Source organism: Micromonospora mirobrigensis, assembly GCF_900091555.1.
Classification (GTDB): Bacteria; Actinomycetota; Actinomycetes; order Mycobacteriales; family Micromonosporaceae; genus Micromonospora; species Micromonospora mirobrigensis.
Window position 1 is genome coordinate 142,478 of the sequence record NZ_FMCX01000002.1, and the last position, 18,670, is coordinate 161,147.

The window sequence follows — 18,670 nt, forward strand, 5'->3', positions numbered from 1 at the left end:
TCGGACACCTGTTCCAGATGCGGCCGGCCCGCTCCTACGCCTGTCGCAACCCGTCCGCGCATCGCCGTCCATCGTTGACAGACCTCGCGCGGCCCGTCCAGGATGGGCCCACCCCGGTGGTCAGGACCGCACCGGATGACCGCCGCAGGCGTCCGCGGCCGCCGACCACGCACCGCGTCACCGTCCTCGGGGAACACCACGCCGACCGCTCCGGCGTTCCGTGCTGCCCGCATCCGCCGACCGAGAGGGCCGCCATGCGAACGCCCCACCTGCCCGACCCGACCGACCGTCCCTGGCGACGGCGGGTGCCCGCCGTCGTCGCCGCCGCCGTCTCCACCCTCCTGCTGGTCACCCCCGCCGGCGCGGTCACCCTGCCCGCCGCCGTGCCCGTCGGGCCCGCCGGACCGGCCGTCGACCTGGGTCGGACCGCCGACGAACAGGCCAGCGTGGTGGAGGTGCTGCTGGCCGACACCGCCGAACTGGACCGGCTGGTCGCCACCGGCGTCGACCTGGACCACGAGGTCTCCCGCACCGATGCGGGCATCGTCGCGCACGCCGTGGTCACCCCGACCGAGGCCGCCACCCTCACCGGGCTGGGCTACCGGCTCGGCGCGACCGTCTTCGCACCGCGGGACTCCGCCGACCGGGTCGCCGAGCGGCAGGCCACCATCGCCGAGCACGTCGCCGAGAACCGGGCCTTCACCGCGACCCTGGCGGCCGACCCCGACACCGCCGACGTGAAGATCATCCGGGCGGACTACTACACCTCCGGCACCAACCAGGTGCTCTCCGTCGAGGCCAAGTGGGCCCGGGGGCAGACCTCCACCAGCGTGCTCACCGTCGCCCGGGACAGCGGACCGGGCACCGCCATCGGCTCCGGCGGCACCCAGAACATCAGCCGCTTCGTCGACGCCGGCGTCTACCTCTACCACCGGGGCGCCGCCACGGTGACCGCCCGGCCCGACCGGATCCAGATCACCAGCCCCACCGGCGACGTCGCCACCGCCACCGTCACCGACTGGCTGCCGATCCCGGCGGACAACCCGGAGGGCCCCGGCTACGAGAAGGACTTCGTCGCCAGCTACCTCACCCCCACCGACCTGTACGCCCGGATCAAGCAGCTCGCCGCCGCGTACCCGGGTCTCGCCGAGATCGTCGAGCTGCCGTACAAGACCAACGGCTACCGGCGCAAGGCCCAGGCCCTCTTCGGCGCCGCCAACGCCAGCCGGGTCGGCGTGGACTCCCGCGCCTGGGGCCACCAGGGCGGCAACGACCTGGCCGTCACCCTCACCGACCCCGGCGCCGCCGACCGCCCGCTGACCGTCACCGTCACCGGCACCGACATCCGGGTCGAGCTGGCCACCGACGCCACCGGCGCGGTCACCAGCACCGCCGCCGAGGTGGTCGCCGCCCTCAACACGCGGGCCGGCACGCTCGTGCAGGCGTACACCTTCCGTGGCAGCCCGGGCACCGGCGTGGTCGCCCCCGCCGCGCGCACCCCGCTCACCGATGGCCTGAAGGCGCCGGCGAGCGTCTCCCGCGACCCGCACCCGGTGTACGCCATCCGGATCGGCAAGCACCGCGACGGCACGAAGACCGGGGTGCTCGCCTACGCCCAGGAGCACGCCCGAGAGTGGGTGCCGCCGCTGGTCACCGTGGAGACCGCCGAGCGGCTGCTGCGCAACTACGGCCACGACGGCCGGACCAGGCAGCTCCTCGACAACCTCGACATCTGGATCGCCCCGTCGATCAACCCGGACGGCGGCCACTACTCGTTCTACGACTTCAACTCGCAGCGCAAGAACATGACCAACCACTGCCCGCTGACCGGGGCGGCCGACGCGCTGTCGCGCAACTCGTGGGGCGTGGACAACAACCGCAACTACACCGAGTACAGCCTCTTCGACGGCTACTCCGGCGCCTCGGACAGCTGCACCAGCGGCAGCTACGCCGGGCCGAGCGAACTGTCCGAACCGGAGGACCGCAACGTCGACTGGCTGGCCAGCCGGCCGAACATCAGGTTCTCGATGAACCTGCACTCGTCCGGCAACTACTTCATGTGGAGTCCCGGGGCGTACACGCTGCCGGACCGGACCTCCGCGCCGCGACCGACCCTGGCCCAGGAGTCGTACTTCTGGGGCGCCTCGTCGCGGATCCTCACCGCGATCAAGCGGCACCGCAACATGGCCGTCACCCCGGCCCGCACCGGCCCGATCTCCGACGTGCTCTATTCCGCGGCCGGCAACTCCGGCGACATGCTCTGGTACAAGTACGGCATCTACGCCTGGAACTTCGAGGTGGGCACCGCGTTCCAGCCCGACTGGGACGAGGCACACGAGGAGACCATGGAGTTCGCCAACGGCCTGGTCGAGCTGCTCCGGGTCGCCCGGGACTTCTCCACCGACAGGCAACGGCCGGAGAGCACCCTCGTGGTGCAGCCCAGCGCCACCCCCGGCATGGTGAACGTGACCTTCCGGACCAGCGAGGCCGCCGGCGTCTTCTACACCCTCGACGGGTCGGCGCCCACCTACTCGTCCACCCTCTACGCCTCCGCCGGGATCCGGGAGGGCGGCGAGACGCTCACCGTGCCGGTCGGCACCACCGTGGGCTGGTTCTCCGTCGACGCCGCCGGCAACGTGGAGAACAACTACACCCCCGACGGTACGGCGAGGAACTACCGCAAGGGCAGCGCGGTCCTGCCCGTGGGCTGAACCACCCGGTGGGGCGCGGCGTCAGCGTCGACGTCGCGTCCCACCGCGGTCAGCCCCGGTCGGCGGCCCGCCGGTGCCCGTCCTCCCGGCCGACCCGCAGCTCCCGTTCCAGCTCGCCGATCACCGCCCGCAGGTCGTCCAGGCGTTGGCTGATCGCGATCCGGTCCAGCTCGTCCGGCACGCCGTCGCCGTCGGCGTCGTAGTCCGGGGCCAGCCGCTCGGTCATCTCCAACCGGCGGGCCTCCTCCATCGAGTTGACGATGACCGCGATCAGGATGTTCAGCAGCAGGTTCACGGTGATCAGCACGTAGCTGACGTAGTAGACCAGCGTCCAGCGGGACACCTCCAGGCCCTGCTGGATCAGGTCCGGCAGCGTCTCCAGCGACAGCAGCACGAACAGCGTCAGCAGGGACCGGCCGATGTTGCCGTACTCCTCCGGATGGGTCTGCCCGAAGATCAGCCAGCCGGCCATCCCGTAGACGTAGAGGGTCACCGCGGCCAGGGCGAGGAAGCCGCCGACGCCCGGCAGGCTGCGCAGCAGCGCCGTGACGATGGTGCGCAGCCCCGGGGAGAACCGCACCAGCCGCAGCACCCGGGCGACCCGCACCACCCGCAGCAGCGCCGAGTCCCCGTGCAGGCCGGGCAGGAAGATCGCCACGGTCACCACCAGGTCGAAGACGTTCCAGCCGTGCCGGAAGAAGTCCTGCGGCCGATGGCCGTACGCCAGCACCCGGATGGCGATCTCCGCCACGAACATCGCCCGGAACGCCCACTCCAGCCAGCGCAGCACCGGCCCGGCCGCCCCCAGGTGCGGGTAGGTCTCCAGGCCCAGCACGGTGGCGTTCGCCCCGATCAGCACGATGATGACGATCTCGAACGGCCGCGACCGCGCCAGTCGCGCGCAGCAGCCGGCCACCCCGCGCGGTCGCGGCCCGCCGGGCACACCCCGCTGTTCGGGTACGACCGAACCGCTCACCACGCGCGCGCCCTCACCCCGGCATTCGTGACGCCTGAGTTGGCGACCGGGTGGGCAGGGCGGGGCGGGGATCCGGCGGGCATGCGGCTCAGCCTAACCAGCGTTCACGCCCCGCCCGGTATCCGCAGAAGCCACGCACAACTGCCGCAATGGAGGCGGGAATATACGTTGCCATTCCCTGATGGCCCGTCTAACGTGGATCGGGCAGGCAAGGACCGCACCGATCGAGGGAGTCACCGTGAAGCAGTTCACCGGCGCCGAGACGCTACGGCTGATGCCGTGCGGCCCGGGCATGCTGCTGCCGGTCGGGCGATCCCGTGATCTGCTCGCGGGCCGACGACTCCGCAGCTCAGGGTGGTGGCGCAGCTAGCGCCGGCGTCAGCGACGCAGCCGCCCTCCCCACCGGGACCGGGCGGCTTTTCCGTGTCCGACGACCTGTCGGGAAACGTCACTCCACCCGGCGGGGAATCGCTTCCACGACCATTACTGCTTCGCTTTCTCTCCGTTCCGGAATGGCAGGTGACGCAATTCCAGCCCTCGTGGCCCAATCCGGCAGAGGCGCCAGGCCGAGGTCCTGGTCACGTGCGCGTTCGAGTCGCGCCGAGGGCACTGCCGCGCCACGGCGCGGCCTCGCCGACGTAGCTCAGCGGTAGAGCATCGGGCTCATCTCCGCCAGGGCACCCGGATCGACACCGGGCGTCGGCACCACGCGCTCGTGGTGGAACAGGTATACACGCCGGCCTCAGGTGCCGGTGCCCCGCGAGGGGCGTGGGGGTTCGACTCCCCCCGAGCGCACGACGGCCGGGGCCATCCCGGCCGGGCAACGCCCCCGTAGCTCAGTGGACAGAGCGTCCGGCTACGAACCGGAATGTCGCGCGTTCGAGTCGCGCCGGGGGCACGAGCCGCCCGCCTTCGTCGATATTCGGTGGCGGTACGGCGGCGACGCGCGCAGGCTGCACCACCATGACGAGCAGTGACCTGTGGGACGAGGAGACCGCGGCGGCGTACGACGACGCCTCGGCGCAGATGTTCGCACCCGACGTGCTCGATCCGGCGGTGAGCTTCCTCGCCGGGCTCGCCGGCGACGGGCCCGCCCTGGAGTTCGCGATCGGCACGGGGCGGGTGGCGGTGCCGCTCGCCGCGCGCGGCGTACCGGTCTCCGGGATCGAGCTCTCCCAGCCGATGGTCGACCAGCTGCGCCGCAGGGCGTCCGCGCGGGAGCTGCCGGTGGCGGTCGGCGACATGGCGACCACGGTCGTCCCGGGCCGCTTCGCGCTGGTCTACGTGGTGTGGAACAGCATCAGCAACCTGCGTACGCAGGACGAGCAGGTGGAGTGCTTCCGCAACGCCGCCCGGCACCTGTCACCGGGGGGCCGGTTCGTGGTGGAACTGTGGGTGCCGGGGATCCGGCGTTTCCCGCCGGGCCAGGCGGCGGTGCCGTTCGCGGTGAGCGACCGGCACGTCGGCTTCGACACGTTCGACATGGTCACCCAGCAGGGGACCTCGCATCACTACCGTCGGCTGGACGACGGCAGCGCCCGGTACGCCGCCAGCAACTTCCGCTACATCTGGCCGGCCGAGTGCGACCTGATGGCGCGGCTGGCCGGGTTGGCGTTGGAGCGGCGGGTGGCGGACTGGAGCGGGGCGCCGTTCACCTCGGACAGTGAGAGCCATGTGTCGGTCTGGCGTAAGCCGCTCGATGCCTCCGACCAGGACTGAGCGACGCCGGGAGCGATGGTGATCGGGCGGCCGGGCGGCTAGATCTGCTCTCTGGCCTGCGCGACCTGCCGCACCACGGCGTGGGCGTGGTGCGCCCGGGCGATGCTGTTCGCCTCGTCGAGGGCGTCGAGCGCGTCCGCGTGGCGTCCCTGGGCGGCGGCGATGTAGGCCAGGCCGACCAGGTTGGCGGCCACGCCCGGCAGCGCCCCCACCTCTCGACGCAGCCGTGACGACTCCTCCAGCCGCTCGCGTGCCTCGTCGAGTCGGCCGGCCGTGTGTGCCGCGATGCCCAGGTGCCGCAGCGCCTCGGCCCGGGTCGGCGGGTCCCCGGCTGCGGTGGCCAGCTGGGCGGCCAGCTCCAGGTGTGGGACCGCGATGTCGTCGTCGCGTCGGATGACCTGGTGCAGGCAGCCGATCCAGAACTGCGCCTCCGCCTGACCGCGCGGGTCACCCACAGCTTGGTACAACGCGGCGGCGCGCTCGAACAGTGGCAGTTCGGCCGGGTCCTCCGCGGGCGGGGCGCCGGTGTCGGCGCGTTCGTTGAGGAACCGTGCGTGCAGGATCCGTCCCCGGGCCAGTGCGGTGTCGGCTTCGACCGCGTCGAGGCCCCGCTCGGCGTCGGCCAGCACGTCGGCGTCGCCGCCGAACACGGCCTGCTCGTAGAGTTTCCTGGCCCGTTCGATGCGATCTTCGGCGTTCATCGCCGCCCCCGTCCCCGGCCCCACGACGGAGGTGCCGGGACAGCAGTCTAGTGGCCCTGCTCGGGACCTTGTGGACCCTCGGGAACGGATGGGCGGCGGGTCAGAGCACGGCGAGCCGGTCCACCAGCAGCTTCACCCGCGCCTCGGTGTCCTGCGGCGGCAGCCGTCCGGCGCGGGTGAGGGTGGCCAACCCGTGCAGAGCGGCCCAGAACAGCTCGGTGAACAGCGCCGGGTGGACCCCCTCCCCGGCGACCTCGCCGAGGCTGTCCAGCAGCGCGGCGAAGGCGTCCTTGAGGGGTTGCGGGGTGTCCTCGTGTGCGAAGGGCAGGCCACCGTCGAGGGCGAACAGGGCGTCGTAGACGGCCGGGTTGCGGGCGGCGAAGTCGAGGTAGGTGCGGGCGAGCGCGGTGACCCGGGCGCGCGGCCCGTCGGCGGCGGAGGTGGCGGCCCGCAACGCCATGGCCATCTCGGCGGCGCCCTGGAGGGCGACTGCGCCGATGATCTCCCGCTTGCCGCGGAAGTGGCTGTAGAGGACGGGCTGGCTGTACTCGATGCGTTCGGCGAGCCGGCGGGTGGTGACCGCGTCCCAGCCCTGCTGTTCGGCGAGCTCGCGGGCCGTCGCGACGATCAGGCGCTCGCGGTCCTCACGTTCGCGGTCCCGGCGTTCGTGTACCGACATGTCCGCAGCCTAGCACCGCTAGACAGACGAGCATTGCTCGGTCTAGCGTTACTTCGACAACTAGCAGCGCTAGATCTGAGGAGCGGTCTTCATGCTCAACGCACTCCAGGTGCTCACCACCGTGGTCGTCGGCCTGATGGTGGGGGTGGAGCTCTCCGTCGCCGTCGTCATCAACCCGATCCTCGACGCGCTCCCCGGCGACGCCGGTCAGCTCGGCCGCGCCCACGGAGGCCGGATGCTCGGCGCCGCCATGCCGGTCTGGTACATCGGCTCGCTGGCCCTGGTCACGGTCTGGGCCGTCGCCGGATGGCGGCACCCCGGCAACACGCTCGTCGTCGTCTCCGGCGGGCTGCTCCTGCTCAGCGTGGTCATGTCGGTCCTGCTGCTCGTCCCGATCAACAACCGGGGCAAGACGTGGACGCCCGACAACCGGCCCGCCGACTGGAAGCAGCAGATGAGGCGCTGGGACCGCCTGCACCTCGTCCGCATCGCGGTCATCATCGCCGCCTTCACCCTGCTGGTCACCGCCCTGGCATGACGAGCGGCGGCGCCACACCGCGCGGGCGGTCCGGCAAGGTTCGGCGAACGTTCAGTCGACGACCACGCCAAGGCCACGCGGACGGAGCGGCCGCCGCACTAGCGTCGCGCCGTCCACGTGAACCGCAGGAAGCCGAGGTCCCCCTGATGTCCGTCCGTCGCGTCCTGGCCAGCCTGGCCGTGGTGCCCGCGCTCGCCACCCTCGCCGCACCCACGGCCGCCTCCGCGACCGCCGCCGGTCGCCCCGGCGTCGTACTGCCGCAGAAGACCCACTTCGACCTCCAGGCCCACCGCGGTGGCATCGGCATGACCACCGAGGAGTCCCTGGAGGGCTTCGCCAAGGCGTTACGCCTCGGGGTCAGCACCCTGGAGCTGGACACCCAGATCACCAGGGACGAGCGGGTCGTCGTCACCCACGACCGCCAGGTCAGCGCCCAGAAGTGCCGCGACACCGGCCCGGTCGTGCCGGGAGACCCGACGTATCCGTACGTCGGCAGGTACATCAAGGACCTGACCCTGGCCCAGATCCGGACCATGGACTGCGGCTACCAGCAGCTGCCCGGCTTCCCGGAGCAGGAGCAGGTCAAGGGCTTCCGGATGGTCGAGCTCGCCGACGTGCTCGACCTGGTCAAGAGCTACCACGCCAACCAGGTCACGCTGAACGTCGAGACCAAGGTCGAGGCGGGCGCGCCGGAGCAGACCGCGCCGCGTGAGCTGTTCGTCCGCCGGGTCTTCGAGGAGATCCGCGCCTCGGGCATCGAGGAGCAGGTCACCGTCCAGTCCTTCGACTGGGGCGCGCTGAGGGAGATGCACCGGCTAGCGCCGACCTGGCCGCTGGTGGCGCTGACCAACTACGACTTCCTCCAGGTCGGCAGGCCGGGCGCCTCCCCCTGGCTCGGCGGCATCGACGCCGACGACTACGACGGTGACTTCGTCAAGGCCGCCGCCGCCATCCCCGGCGTCACCGCGCTCTCCCCCGTGTACGGGATGCCGCAGAACGGCACGGTGGGCGACCCGGGCTTCCGCTTCTACGTCAGCGCGGCGATGGTGTCCCAGGCGCACGACCGTGGCCTGAAGGTCGTCCCGTGGACCTGCGACGACCCCGCCACCGTGGCGGCCCTGATCGACATGGGCGTCGACGGCGTCATCACCAACTACCCGAACCGGGTACGGCAGATCATGGCCGACCGCGGCATGCGCCTGCCGAAGGCGTACCAGCCGCGCTGACCGCTCGCGCGTGCGCTCCGGGTGGGAACGGCCCCGCCATCGCCACCCGGAGCGTTCAGGCCGGTCAGCCGCAGCAGGGTGCCGGAGTCGAAACGACGGGGCTCTTCTTGATGTCGGGCCGGACTACGGGGTGTCGATCTCCGCGCGGACCTGCCGCTGGAACGCGCGGGCCTCGGCGCCTCCCGGCGGGGTGCCACCGGCCCGGGCGGCGATGGCGCGGTCGATCAGCTCCGGCGCGTACCCGCGTCCGGCGAGCCGCCGGCCGGCATCGGCCTTGGACAGCCACACCCCTTCGCGGACCCGGACCAGGGAACGGCAGGCGCCCAGCACGGCGTCCTCCGCGCCCGGGGCGGGCGTGTCGCCGGGCGGGACCGGTCGGGCCAGCCACCAGGCCAGCGCGTCGACCAGCAGCCGGCGCAGGTCGGTGGGGGCCAGGTCGGCGAAGGTGTCGGCGGCAGGCGGCCCGAGGAGGGTACGTCCGTGCTGGTGCAGGATGCTGCGGTCCAGCCCGTACCAGAACAGGCCGTCCTCGGCGGGCCGGTCGGCGACGCGCAGCGTCTGCCGGAACGGCATCCGTGCCCCGGTGTTCAGCTCCAGCTCGAAGCCCGGCTCGGGGGTGCCGGAGCGGGCCGCGGCGGCGGTGTAGGCGACGAGTTCCAGGCCGCGGGCCGGGCAGGGCAGGGCCTCGTGGCGCAGGGCGGCGACCAGGGCTGACTTCTCCGCGTCGGCGAGCGGCCGGGCGCTGACCAGCGCCACGTCGACGTCGCTGCGCCCGGGCCGGTACGCGTCGAGCGCGACCGACCCGGCGGCGTACGCCCCGGTCAGGGCGTCGCCGAGCACGGCGCGCGCCGCCGCGACCAGGTGATCGAGGTATCGCCGCACGTCGGTGTCCACCGTTCCATCCTGGCGGGACCTCCGCGCCCGCCGACGGCCGGGGCCGCTCAGGCGGGCTGGTCCTCCCGGGTCGCCCCCGGGTCGTCGACCGGCGGGCCCGGGGCACGGGCGGCGTCCTTGACGATGGCCACCCCCTTGGTCAGCCAGGCGGCGCCGAAGGCGAGCACGGCGACCGTCTCGCACCAGAACAGGGGACGCAGCTCGTCCTGCGTGGGACCGGGCAGCGCGTTGCTGGCCAGCGCCAGCCCGATGGCGGCGAGGATGACCACCCCGCAGGTCCGGTAGATCCCGTGGTGGCCGCGCTTCTCCGCGGGCAGGCGGGGCCGGCTGGGGCTGCTGCGGGCGAAGAGGAAACAGAAGAGCGCCAGCAGCACGAAGAGCACTGCGGCGCAGACCTGGTGGGCCCGGCCGACCAGCCGCTCGGTCGGATCCGCGCCGGGGGGCGCGACCGGCAGCAGCGCCACCGCGATCGCCAGCGCCCCGGCGACGGTGCTGAGCAGGTCGTCGAGGCGGGCGTAGCGGTAGCAGACCAGGAAGACCCCGATGGCGCACAGGCTGCCGACGAAGACGTCGCGCATGCCGGTGCGGTGGTAGGCGCTGATCGAGTCGAGCACCGTGAACCGGCCGGTGAGCAGCGCCTCCCCGGCCACCAGCACGAACGGCAGGGCGATGCCGAGCACGCCGATGCCGAGGCGCAGCCGGCGTACGGTCGACGCGTCCTGCGAAGGGATGACGGCCATCCGACCGACTCCTTCCCTGCCGGCGCCGGGCAGGGGTTGCGCCGGCTCCTTCCACGATACGTCCGCGCAGGTCACCGGTCACCTACGCGCAGTCACCGAGCCGGGGCGGGAGATCACCGGAACCGAGGGACGGGACATCGTGGATTGCCCGGCGGGACTACCGTGGACGCAGCTCCGCTCGTCCACCCGGACCGCCGTCCGGGGGCGTCCACCAGCGGGTAAGGAGATCACCATGTCACCCCCCACCAGTCGCGTCCGCCGCGCCGCGGCCCTGGTCGCGCTCGCGACCACCGGCGGGCTGCTGCTGCCCGTCTCGACGGCGCAGGCCGCGCCCCGCCAGCAGGCCCCGGTCACCGCGCAGGTGACCGCCCCGGTCACCGCCCAGCTCGGCGCGACCGCCACCGCCCGCTACGCGCTCGCCAGCACGCAGCCCACGTTGCGGCAGGGCTCCCGTGGCGCCGCGGTGACCACGCTGCAACGGCGGCTGGCCGCCCTGCACTACGACCTCGGCACCGTCGACGGCGACTTCGGGCCGTCGACGTTCCACGCGGTGGTCGCGTTCCAGAAGGTCAACGGGCTCTCCCGGGACGGCATCGTCGGCCCGAACACCTGGGCGAAGCTCAGCAGCCCGGTCATCCCGAAGCCGCGGTACCGGCACTCCGGGCTGTCGGTGGAGGCGAACCTGACCCGGCAGGTCCTCTACCTGGCCCGCGACGGGCAGGTGATCCGCATCCTGGACGCCTCCAGCGGCAAGGCGAGCACCCCGACCGTGCGGGGCAACTACTCGATCACCCGGCGGATCGACGGCTGGCGGCAGAGCGACCTCGGCCTGCTGTGGAAGCCGAACTACTTCTACCGCGGGTACGCCATCCACGGCGCCACCTCGGTGCCGAACTACCCGGCCAGCCACGGCTGCGTGCGGGTGACCATCCCGGCGATGAACCGGCTCTGGGGCACCATCAAGGTCGGCCTGCCGGTCCACGTGTACGCCTGACACCGCGACGCGACGAACGCCCGGCCGGGAACCCCGGCCGGGCGTTCGTCGTTGCCACCACCGGGCGCCACCGCGTGTGCGGTGCCCGGCACCTGGGCCCGGTGTGCCGGGCCGAGGTGGGGTCAGAGGCTGAGCCGCTGACCCGGGAAGATCAGGTCGGGGCTGTCGCCGACGACGCGCTTGTTGCGCTCGTACAGCGCCTCCCAGCCACCCGCCAGGTCGCGGGCGTCCGCGATCAGCGAGAGGGTGTCACCCGGCTGCACCAGGTAGGTGTCGCCGGTCGACGCCGACCGGGTCTGGCGGGTCTCGTGCCGCTCGGTGCCGCGCGAGGCACGCTGCTCGCCACGGTCCCCACGGGAGGACTTCGCCTCGGAACGCCGCTCGGACTTGCGCTCCGACCGGTCCTGGGACTTCCGCTCCGAGCGCTGCTCGGACTTGCGCTCCGACCGGTCCTCCGACTTGGTGGAGTAGCTCTTCGTCGAGCCACCCTTCTTGCCGCAGACCGGCCAGGCGCCGATGCCCTGACCATCCAGCACCTTCTCGGCGATGGCGATCTGCTCGCTGCGGCTGGCCAGGTCGGCCCGCGCGGCGTACTTCTGACCGCCGTACCCGTTCCAGGTGCTCCGGGTGAACTGCAGGCCTCCGTAGAAGCCGTTCCCGGTGTTGATGTGCCAGTTGCCACCGGACTCGCACGCGGCGACAGCGTCCCAGTTGACACTGGACGCCTGCGCCGCGGTCGCCGGACCGAACAGCGCCACGGCACCGGTGACGGCACCGGCGGCCAGCGTGCCCACGGCGACGCGACCGGTGATCTGACGCGTACGGGCCCGACGGTGACGGGCCTGGTATTCAGTTGCCATCTGTCGTTTCCTCCACGCCGACGAGGTGAGCTGTCGGGTTCGGGCCGAGGAGCCCGGCCGCACTGGGCGGCTTCACCCCGAGGTGACATGCACCGAGGAACGTGTGGGTCCCCCGCTCTCTGCCTGAGGTCCAGGTACCACGGTCGGCGGCAGGATTAGGCGTTACCGTCCGTGGTGTCCGCGAGGAGCGGACGCATTCGACGCTAGGAGCGGTTGGTGCCGATTGCCCACTTCTTGTGAAGTTCTTCACCCGGACGGGCGATCGGGAGTTTTCCTCGCCATGGCCGGTTCCGGCCGGTGCATCCGACCCCGGAGCGTCCCACCAGGACGGTCGCTGAAGCTGCCCTGAGCTGGGAAGACGCACGGAAACGAGGAGCCGTTGTGGACGGCGGTGAAGGCCGTCGCGACCCCCTTCGAGGGGCGGGAAGGGCCTGCGGCGAAGCAGCCGAGCGGCGGGGTCCGCACCGGACCTTCGGCGACCGTCGGTGACCGTTCATAGACGGTCGGCGCACCCTTCGACAACGATCGGACGACCCGTGCCGTCACCTTCGGTGACACCGTGAATCCTGAGCGTCCATCCGGGAAGGGCGGGCTGCACCACCGGTCAGCGGTGGTCGGGCCGGCCGGCGGTGTCGGTCCAGAGCCGGGCGAGCGCCTCGACCGGGTACGGCGTCGTCTTCGGACCGTTCACCAGCGCGGCGTAGAAGTCGTTCATCCGCTCGGCGACCGGCCCGTAGCGGCGGATGATCCGGGCGGCGCGCTCGGATCGTTCCGACATCGGGTCACCGGTCATCACGGCGCGGATCGCCGCCGCCCGGTCCTCTCCCGGTCGCAACCCGGCCACCAGCCAGTTGACCAGGTACCGCGCCGTGTCATAGCGGTCGAAGTCGCGGTGCGCCGCAAGGAACCGCCGCTCGTCGGCGGCGAGGTCGAACGAGGGGTGCAGGGCCAGCCCGAAGTCGGCGACGTAGACACCCTCGCCGTCGGTCAGGACGTTGAGCGGGTGGGCGTCGAAGTGGACCATCCCCCGCGTACGCATGTCGGCGACCGCCGCCGTCCACCCGGCGGCGACCCGCTCGATCGCGGCGTCCGCCACCGCACCGCCCTCGGCGACCCGGGCGGTCAGCCACTCGTGCACCGTGTACGGCAGGTGCTCCATGACGAGCACCAGACGAGCCCGCGCCGCGGCGAGCTGGCGCAGCCGTTCGGCGACGGGCGCCGACCCACCCCAGTAACGCACGGAGCGGTCGAGTTCCGCCGCCGGGACCGGCGGGGACGCCTCGGCGGACAGCGCCCGCCAGTGGTGCAGCAGCGGGAAGGCGCTCGCCTCACCGGCCAGCACCCAGCCGGTGGTCAGCCTCTGCGCCGCCAACTCCCGCCAGGCGCCGAAACCGGTGGAGCCGACACCGTACTGGTAGTACAGCGGCAGCCCGAAGACGTTCGCGGTGGACCCGCGGTGAACGGCCTGCCGCTCCAGGTCGGTCAGTGGCACCTGCTTGACGAAGACCTCGACGCCGTCGACGGTCGATCGTGCGGTGCGACCGCCGATGCCCGTACCCGCCGGGGTGGCCGCGTCGACGAACGCCCTGAAGCGGACGTCGTCGAGGGCGGACAGCGCGGCTGACACGCGGTGGTGGCGTGCGGCCCGGCCGGTGGCCTCCGACGGACCCCCGGAGGTCGTTCCCCCGCCGTCACCCCACACCCGGGTGATCATGCCAGCCCGCGGCGGATCACGTCGTCCCCACGGGCCCGGCGGGACGTCAGGGCGTCGGGCTGGCGGCGTTCGGGGCAAGGCCACCGGCGGCCGCCGCTGGCACCCGTCGGCCGGCCGGGCCGTCGGGCAGCAGGGCGGCCACCTCGGCGACCAGGCCGTCGAGGTCGTCGCCGACGGTCTGCGAGCACACCCGCAGGCTGCGCCGGTCGGCCAGGGCCCGGATGTCCTCCGGCAGCGCCTGCGCGTCGGGCAGCGGCGTGTCACCCAGCAGGACCGGGATCACCGTGATCTCCCGCCGCAGCGCCCGGCGGATCTCCCGCCGCACGTAGTCGCGGGGGTTGTCCAGCCGGCGGCGGCCCTGGTCGTCGGTCACGGTGAGCCAGTACGGGCCGATCAGCACCAGCAGGACCCGGCTGTCCTGGAGCCGGTGCCACAGCTCCGGCGGGAACGCGGTGCCCGGGCGCAGCGCCCGGTGGTCGCGGAACACGTTGCGCGCCCCGAACTCGGTGCGCAGCCGTGCGTCGATCAGGTCGGCGCAGTACATCGCGTCCTGCGTCCGGTAGTTGAGGAAGATTCCCGTCACGTTACTGCCTCCGCTCCGGCGGACGGGTGCCGCCGCCTTCCGGCCGTCGCCGGTCCGCGGCTCGGACGATTGTCGACCGGGTGAATGATCCGCCGGGGAAGGCAACACTGCAATTACCGACGGGGTAGCCGATCGAATATGCCCACTCGGCTGGAGGGTAACCATCCAGGCCGGTCACAGGTCGGTGATTGGACGAATTTCCTGCCAGCCGGAAAAGGCCGACTCACCATCTCCGCCGGTGACGCGGGGGTGACGTTCAGCGCCGCGGCATCCCCGGAGGATCGGCGCAACAACGGCACCGACCTGCCGACAGCACGACGCAATCTGCCGACGCCGGGAGGTGCCCGGGCGGGCGACGGCACACGGGTGGCCGGCCGACGGAACCGGCCGGCCACCGCGTCGGCGGGTCAGAGCGTACGGGCCAGCCGATCGGCGAGCAGCCGGGTGAACCGGGACGGGTCGGCCAGCTCCCCACCCTCGGCGAGCAGGGCAAGGCCGTGGAGCAGCTCGGCGGTCTCGGTCAGCGCCGCGGACTCACCCTCGGCGTCGTACGCCTGGCGCAGCCCGGTCACCAGCGGGTGTCCCGGGTTGAGCTCCAGGATCCGCTTGACCTGCGGCACCTCGTGCCCCATCGCCCGGTACATCTTCTCCAGGGTGGGCGTCATGTCGTGTGCGTCGCCCACCACGCAGGCCGGGGAGGTGGTCAGCCGGCTGGAGAGGCGGACCTCCTTGACCTGGTCGGCCAGGGCGCCGCCCAGCCAGGTCAGCAGCTCGGCGTACTCCTTGCGGTCGGTCTCCTGCTTCGCCTTGTCCTCGTCGGTGTCCAGGTCGACCTGGCCCTTGGCGATCGAACGGAGCTGCCGGCCGTCGAACTGGCCGACCCGCTCCACCCAGACCTCGTCCACCGGGTCGGTGAGCAGCAGGACCTCGTACCCCTTGGCCTGGAACGCCTCCATGTGCGGCGAGTTCTCGATCATCGACCGGGACTCGCCGGTGGCGTAGTAGATCTCCTCCTGGCCGTCCTTCATCCGCTCGACGTAGCCGGCCAGGGTGGTCAGCTCCGCCGGGTCGTGGGTCGAGGCGACGGAGACGACGTCGAGGATCGCGGACTGGTTGTCGGCGTCGTCGACCAGGCCCTCCTTGACGACCGCGCCGAACTCCCTCCAGAAGGTCAGGTAGCGCTCGGCGTCCCGCTCACGCATCTCCTTGACGGTGGACAGGACCTTCTTGACCAGCCGGCGGCGGACCACCCGGATCTGCCGATCCTGCTGGAGGATCTCCCGGGAGATGTTCAGCGACAGGTCGTGGGCGTCGACCACGCCCTTGACGAAGCGCAGGTAGTTGGGCATCAACGCCTCGCAGTCGTCCATGATGAAGACGCGCTTGACGTAGAGCTGCACGCCGCGGCGGCCCTGCGGGGAGAACAGGTCCAGCGGGGCGTGCGAGGGCAGGAAGAGCAGCGCGTCGTACTCGAAGGTGCCCTCGCCCCGCATGTGGATGGTCTCCAGCGGGTCGGCCCAGTCGTGGCTGACGTGCTTGTAGAACTCGTGGTATTCACTCTCGTCGACCTCGGCGCGCGACCGGGCCCAGAGCGCCTTCATCGAGTTGAGCGTCTGCGTCTCGGTGGCGGTCGCGCCGTCCTCCCCGGGCCGCTGCACGGTCATCCGGATCGGCCAGGCGATGAAGTCCGAGTATCGCTTGACGATCTCCCGGATCTTCCGGTCGGAGGTGTAGTCGTGCAGGTTGTCCTCGGCGTCCTCGGGCTTGAGGTGCACCGTGACCGACGTGCCCTGCGGCGCCTCGTCGACCGCCTCGACGACGTACGTGCCCTCGCCGGTGGACTCCCAGCGGGTGCCGCCGGACTGCCCGGCCCGGCGGGTGAGCAGGGTGACCCGGTCGGCGACCATGAAGGTGGCGTAGAAACCGACCCCGAACTGCCCGATGAGCTCCTGCGACGCCCCGGCGTCCTTGGACTCGCGCAGCTTGCGCAGCAGCTCGGCGGTGCCCGACTTGGCGATCGTGCCGATCAGCGACACCACGTCCTCGCGGGACATGCCGATGCCGTTGTCCCGCACGGTCAGGGTGCGGGCGTCCCGGTCGACCTCGATGTCGACGTGCAGGTCGGAGACGTCGGCGTCGAGGTCCTTGTCGACCATCGACTCCAGGCGCAGCTTGTCCAGCGCGTCCGAGGCGTTCGAGACCAGTTCCCGCAGGAAGACGTCCTTGTTCGAGTAGATCGAGTGCACCATCAGCTGCAACAGCTGACGCGCCTCGGCCTGGAACTCCAGCGTCTCACTCCGGTTGCCCACGGCGACCTCCCTGTTACGTCACGGATCCGCAGAAAGGATACGAGCCGGCCCGGTGGTCGGTGCAGGCGGCGGCGAGCGGTGGGGCGTCGGTTGCCGGGCGAGCCGGACCGGCCGTTCACTTTCGCAAAGAGCTGGAAACTCTTTCTTATCGCGTCTGTCCACTTGCAAGTCTTGAAAGGCTCTTCATTGCCTCCTAGCGTGGAGCCGGCCCCGCGGTTCGCGGGGATCCGCGTCCGAGTGCGAAGGAAGACACGTGTCCGTCCGTACCCCGATGCACCTCGCGGTGGCGCTCGCAACCGCCACCGCCCTGCTGCCCGCGGCCTCCGCCGCGGCGGCGCCGCCCGGCGCCCCGCAGCCCGCGACGTTCGCCGAGCCGTCCGCGGCGACCAGCACCTTCCTCGTCGGCGTGCACCCGGCCGGCGACCGGCGCGGCGCCACGGCGCCGGCCCGGCTCGCCGACGACCTGACCGCCGTCGGCCGCGCCACCGGCCGCACCCTCACCGTGGCGCGGGTGCTGGCCACCGGCGACCTGGTGGTCCGCGCGGATCGGCCGCTGGCCGCCGACCGGAGCACGGCCGTGCTCGACCAGCTCCGCCGCCGCGCCGACGTCGACTGGGCCACCGCCGACCATCGGGTCCACGCCGACACGGAGGCGCCCGCCGCGCAGTGGGACCTCGACGACCCCGTCGGCGGCGTCTACCTCGCTCCGGCCCGGGCCAACGGGGCCACCGGCGCGGGCGTCACCGTCGCCGTACTGGACACCGGCATCACCGCCCACCCCGACCTGGCCGCCAACGTGGTGCCGGGCTACGACTTCGTCAGCTCCGCCGCCGACGCCCGGGACGGCGACGGGCGCGACGCCGACCCCACCGACCAGGGTGACTGGCAGGAGCCGGGCGACTGCGGCGACCAGTTCCGGCCCAGCAGCTGGCACGGCACCCACGTCGCCGGCACCATCGCCGCCCGCGACGACCGGGCCGGCACCGTCGGCGTCGCCCCGGAAGCCCGCCTCCAGCCGGTGCGGGTCCTCGGCCGCTGCGGCGGCACCACCGCCGACCTGGTCGACGCCATCGTCTGGGCCTCCGGCGGCAGCCTCCCCGGGGTGCCGGACAATCCCACCCCGGCCCGGGTGCTCAACCTCAGCCTCGGCGCGCCCGGCAGCTGCGATCCGGCCACCCAGGCCGCCGTCGACGCCGCCGTGGGCCGGGGCGTAACCGTCGTGGTCTCGGCCGGCAACGCGAGCGCCGACGCCGCCGGGTTCAGCCCGGCCGGCTGCGCCGGGGTGGTCACCGTCGCCGCCAGCGACGGCGCCGGTGAGCGGGCCGGCTACTCCAACCGGGGTACGGCCGTCGAGCTGGCCGCCCCCGGCGGGGACCGGGAGCGCGGGGTGCTCTCCACGGTGAACACCGGCCGCACCGTCGCCGAGGACGCCGGCTACGCCGCGTACGCCGGCACCAGCATGGCCGCCCCGCACGTCGCCGGGGCGGCGGCGCTGCTGCTCGGCGCCCGGCCCGACCTCTCCCCCGACCGGCTCACCGAGCTGCTGCGCCGCACCGCCCGCCCGGCCGTACGCCCCGACGACTGCGCCTGCGGCGCCGGGGTGCTCGACGTGGACCTGGCGCTGCGGGCCGCCACCGGGCACCCCGGGAACACCGCCCGGGTGCTGCTCACCGCCGGCGTACGCCCCGGGGAGCCGTTGGTCGACGCCGCCGGGGTGCACCTCGCCGGCACGCTGAGCCGGCTCGGCACCGGGCTGCCCGACTGGGATCCCGCCGCGCTGCGGCTGCGCCGGGTGGGCCCGACCGGCCCGTACCGGACGGTGCTCACCGTGCCCGCCGGCGCCGAACTGGAGTACAAGTACACCCTCGGCGGCTGGGACCACGTCGAGCAGGACTACACCGACAGCGACGCCGGCTGTCTCGACGTCCGCAACCGGCACCTCACCGCCACCGCGGCCGGCGCCGTGCAGGCCGTCGACGACCTCACCGGCAGCTTCCGCGGCCTCTGGCCGTGCGACCCGTGAGCA

Annotated in this window: 16 protein-coding genes, 4 tRNA genes and 1 riboswitch; of the genes, 11 read left to right on the top strand and 9 right to left on the bottom strand. The window is 72.7% G+C overall.

Features of this window, described 5'->3' with window-relative positions:
• The first annotated feature begins 254 nt into the window (after positions 1-254).
• Positions 255-2,711: a M14 family metallopeptidase gene (locus GA0070564_RS08065; RefSeq protein ID WP_091605076.1), complete on the top strand. Its 2,457-nt coding sequence runs from the start codon at positions 255-257 to the stop codon at positions 2,709-2,711.
• Between the two features lie 49 nt (positions 2,712-2,760).
• Here the strand turns inward: GA0070564_RS08065 and GA0070564_RS08070 are convergent, their stop codons facing one another.
• Positions 2,761-3,687 (bottom strand): ion transporter, encoded by a 927-nt coding sequence (locus GA0070564_RS08070; protein ID WP_245669864.1) that lies wholly within the window; start codon positions 3,685-3,687, stop codon positions 2,761-2,763.
• A 238-nt stretch (positions 3,688-3,925) separates the two neighbouring features.
• Here GA0070564_RS08070 and GA0070564_RS30170 point away from each other — a divergent pair, with 238 nt between their 5' ends.
• The 6 genes from GA0070564_RS30170 to GA0070564_RS08095 all read left to right on the top strand — a co-directional run bounded on the left by GA0070564_RS30170 (position 3,926) and on the right by GA0070564_RS08095 (position 5,406).
• On the top strand, positions 3,926-4,057 hold the full coding sequence (locus tag GA0070564_RS30170) for a hypothetical protein (RefSeq protein WP_281182118.1): 132 nt from the start codon (positions 3,926-3,928) through the stop codon (positions 4,055-4,057).
• A 163-nt stretch (positions 4,058-4,220) separates the two neighbouring features.
• A tRNA-Leu gene (locus GA0070564_RS08075) sits at positions 4,221-4,296 on the top strand.
• 23 nt (positions 4,297-4,319) lie between these two features.
• A tRNA-OTHER gene (locus GA0070564_RS08080) sits at positions 4,320-4,395 on the top strand.
• 1 nt (position 4,396) lies between these two features.
• Positions 4,397-4,482 (top strand) — tRNA-Leu (locus tag GA0070564_RS08085).
• Between the two features lie 30 nt (positions 4,483-4,512).
• Positions 4,513-4,585: transfer RNA gene (locus tag GA0070564_RS08090), tRNA-Arg, on the top strand.
• A gap of 65 nt (positions 4,586-4,650) precedes the next feature.
• Entirely contained in the window at positions 4,651-5,406 is a 756-nt protein-coding gene (locus GA0070564_RS08095) for a class I SAM-dependent DNA methyltransferase (protein ID WP_091605082.1), read from the top strand.
• A 38-nt stretch (positions 5,407-5,444) separates the two neighbouring features.
• Here GA0070564_RS08095 and GA0070564_RS08100 read toward each other — a convergent pair whose 3' ends face one another.
• Complete coding sequence (locus GA0070564_RS08100; protein WP_091605085.1) at positions 5,445-6,107, bottom strand: tetratricopeptide repeat protein; 663 nt, start codon at positions 6,105-6,107, stop codon at positions 5,445-5,447.
• Positions 6,108-6,207: 100 nt separating this feature from the next.
• On the bottom strand, positions 6,208-6,786 hold the full coding sequence (locus tag GA0070564_RS08105; RefSeq protein ID WP_091605087.1) for a TetR/AcrR family transcriptional regulator: 579 nt from the start codon (positions 6,784-6,786) through the stop codon (positions 6,208-6,210).
• Positions 6,787-6,877: 91 nt separating this feature from the next.
• Between GA0070564_RS08105 and GA0070564_RS08110 the strand changes: the two genes are divergently transcribed.
• Together GA0070564_RS08110 and GA0070564_RS08115 are read left to right on the top strand one after the other, a co-directional pair.
• Entirely contained in the window at positions 6,878-7,324 is a 447-nt protein-coding gene (locus GA0070564_RS08110; protein ID WP_091605089.1) for an anthrone oxygenase family protein, read from the top strand.
• 146 nt (positions 7,325-7,470) lie between these two features.
• Positions 7,471-8,550, top strand: coding sequence for a glycerophosphodiester phosphodiesterase family protein (locus tag GA0070564_RS08115; RefSeq protein ID WP_091605093.1), 1,080 nt, complete (start codon positions 7,471-7,473; stop codon positions 8,548-8,550).
• Positions 8,551-8,673: 123 nt separating this feature from the next.
• Here GA0070564_RS08115 and GA0070564_RS08120 read toward each other — a convergent pair whose 3' ends face one another.
• Both GA0070564_RS08120 and GA0070564_RS08125 read right to left on the bottom strand, forming a co-directional pair.
• A complete protein-coding gene (locus tag GA0070564_RS08120; protein ID WP_091605096.1) occupies positions 8,674-9,444 on the bottom strand; it encodes a nucleotidyltransferase in 771 nt (256 codons plus the stop codon).
• Between the two features lie 47 nt (positions 9,445-9,491).
• Positions 9,492-10,184: a DUF998 domain-containing protein gene (locus GA0070564_RS08125; RefSeq protein WP_141714721.1), complete on the bottom strand. Its 693-nt coding sequence runs from the start codon at positions 10,182-10,184 to the stop codon at positions 9,492-9,494.
• Between the two features lie 232 nt (positions 10,185-10,416).
• Here GA0070564_RS08125 and GA0070564_RS08130 point away from each other — a divergent pair, with 232 nt between their 5' ends.
• Positions 10,417-11,178, top strand: a complete 762-nt coding sequence (locus GA0070564_RS08130; protein WP_176730601.1) for a L,D-transpeptidase family protein — start codon at positions 10,417-10,419, stop codon at positions 11,176-11,178.
• 122 nt (positions 11,179-11,300) lie between these two features.
• Here the strand turns inward: GA0070564_RS08130 and GA0070564_RS08135 are convergent, their stop codons facing one another.
• From GA0070564_RS08135 to htpG, 4 genes are all read right to left on the bottom strand, one after another.
• Positions 11,301-12,038: a LysM peptidoglycan-binding domain-containing protein gene (locus GA0070564_RS08135; RefSeq protein ID WP_091605107.1), complete on the bottom strand. Its 738-nt coding sequence runs from the start codon at positions 12,036-12,038 to the stop codon at positions 11,301-11,303.
• A riboswitch (cyclic di-AMP (ydaO/yuaA leader) is annotated at positions 12,039-12,210 on the bottom strand.
• A 432-nt stretch (positions 12,211-12,642) separates the two neighbouring features.
• Positions 12,643-13,665, bottom strand: a complete 1,023-nt coding sequence (locus tag GA0070564_RS08140) for a BUD32 family EKC/KEOPS complex subunit (protein ID WP_141714722.1) — start codon at positions 13,663-13,665, stop codon at positions 12,643-12,645.
• A gap of 133 nt (positions 13,666-13,798) precedes the next feature.
• On the bottom strand, positions 13,799-14,335 hold the full coding sequence (locus tag GA0070564_RS30175; protein WP_176730602.1) for a TIR domain-containing protein: 537 nt from the start codon (positions 14,333-14,335) through the stop codon (positions 13,799-13,801).
• Positions 14,336-14,742: 407 nt separating this feature from the next.
• On the bottom strand, positions 14,743-16,644 hold the full coding sequence (gene htpG, locus GA0070564_RS08150; RefSeq protein WP_091605120.1) for a molecular chaperone HtpG: 1,902 nt from the start codon (positions 16,642-16,644) through the stop codon (positions 14,743-14,745).
• A 253-nt stretch (positions 16,645-16,897) separates the two neighbouring features.
• Here htpG and GA0070564_RS08155 point away from each other — a divergent pair, with 253 nt between their 5' ends.
• On the top strand, positions 16,898-18,667 hold the full coding sequence (locus GA0070564_RS08155) for a S8 family serine peptidase (protein ID WP_091605124.1): 1,770 nt from the start codon (positions 16,898-16,900) through the stop codon (positions 18,665-18,667).
• Positions 18,668-18,670: the final 3 nt, after the last annotated feature.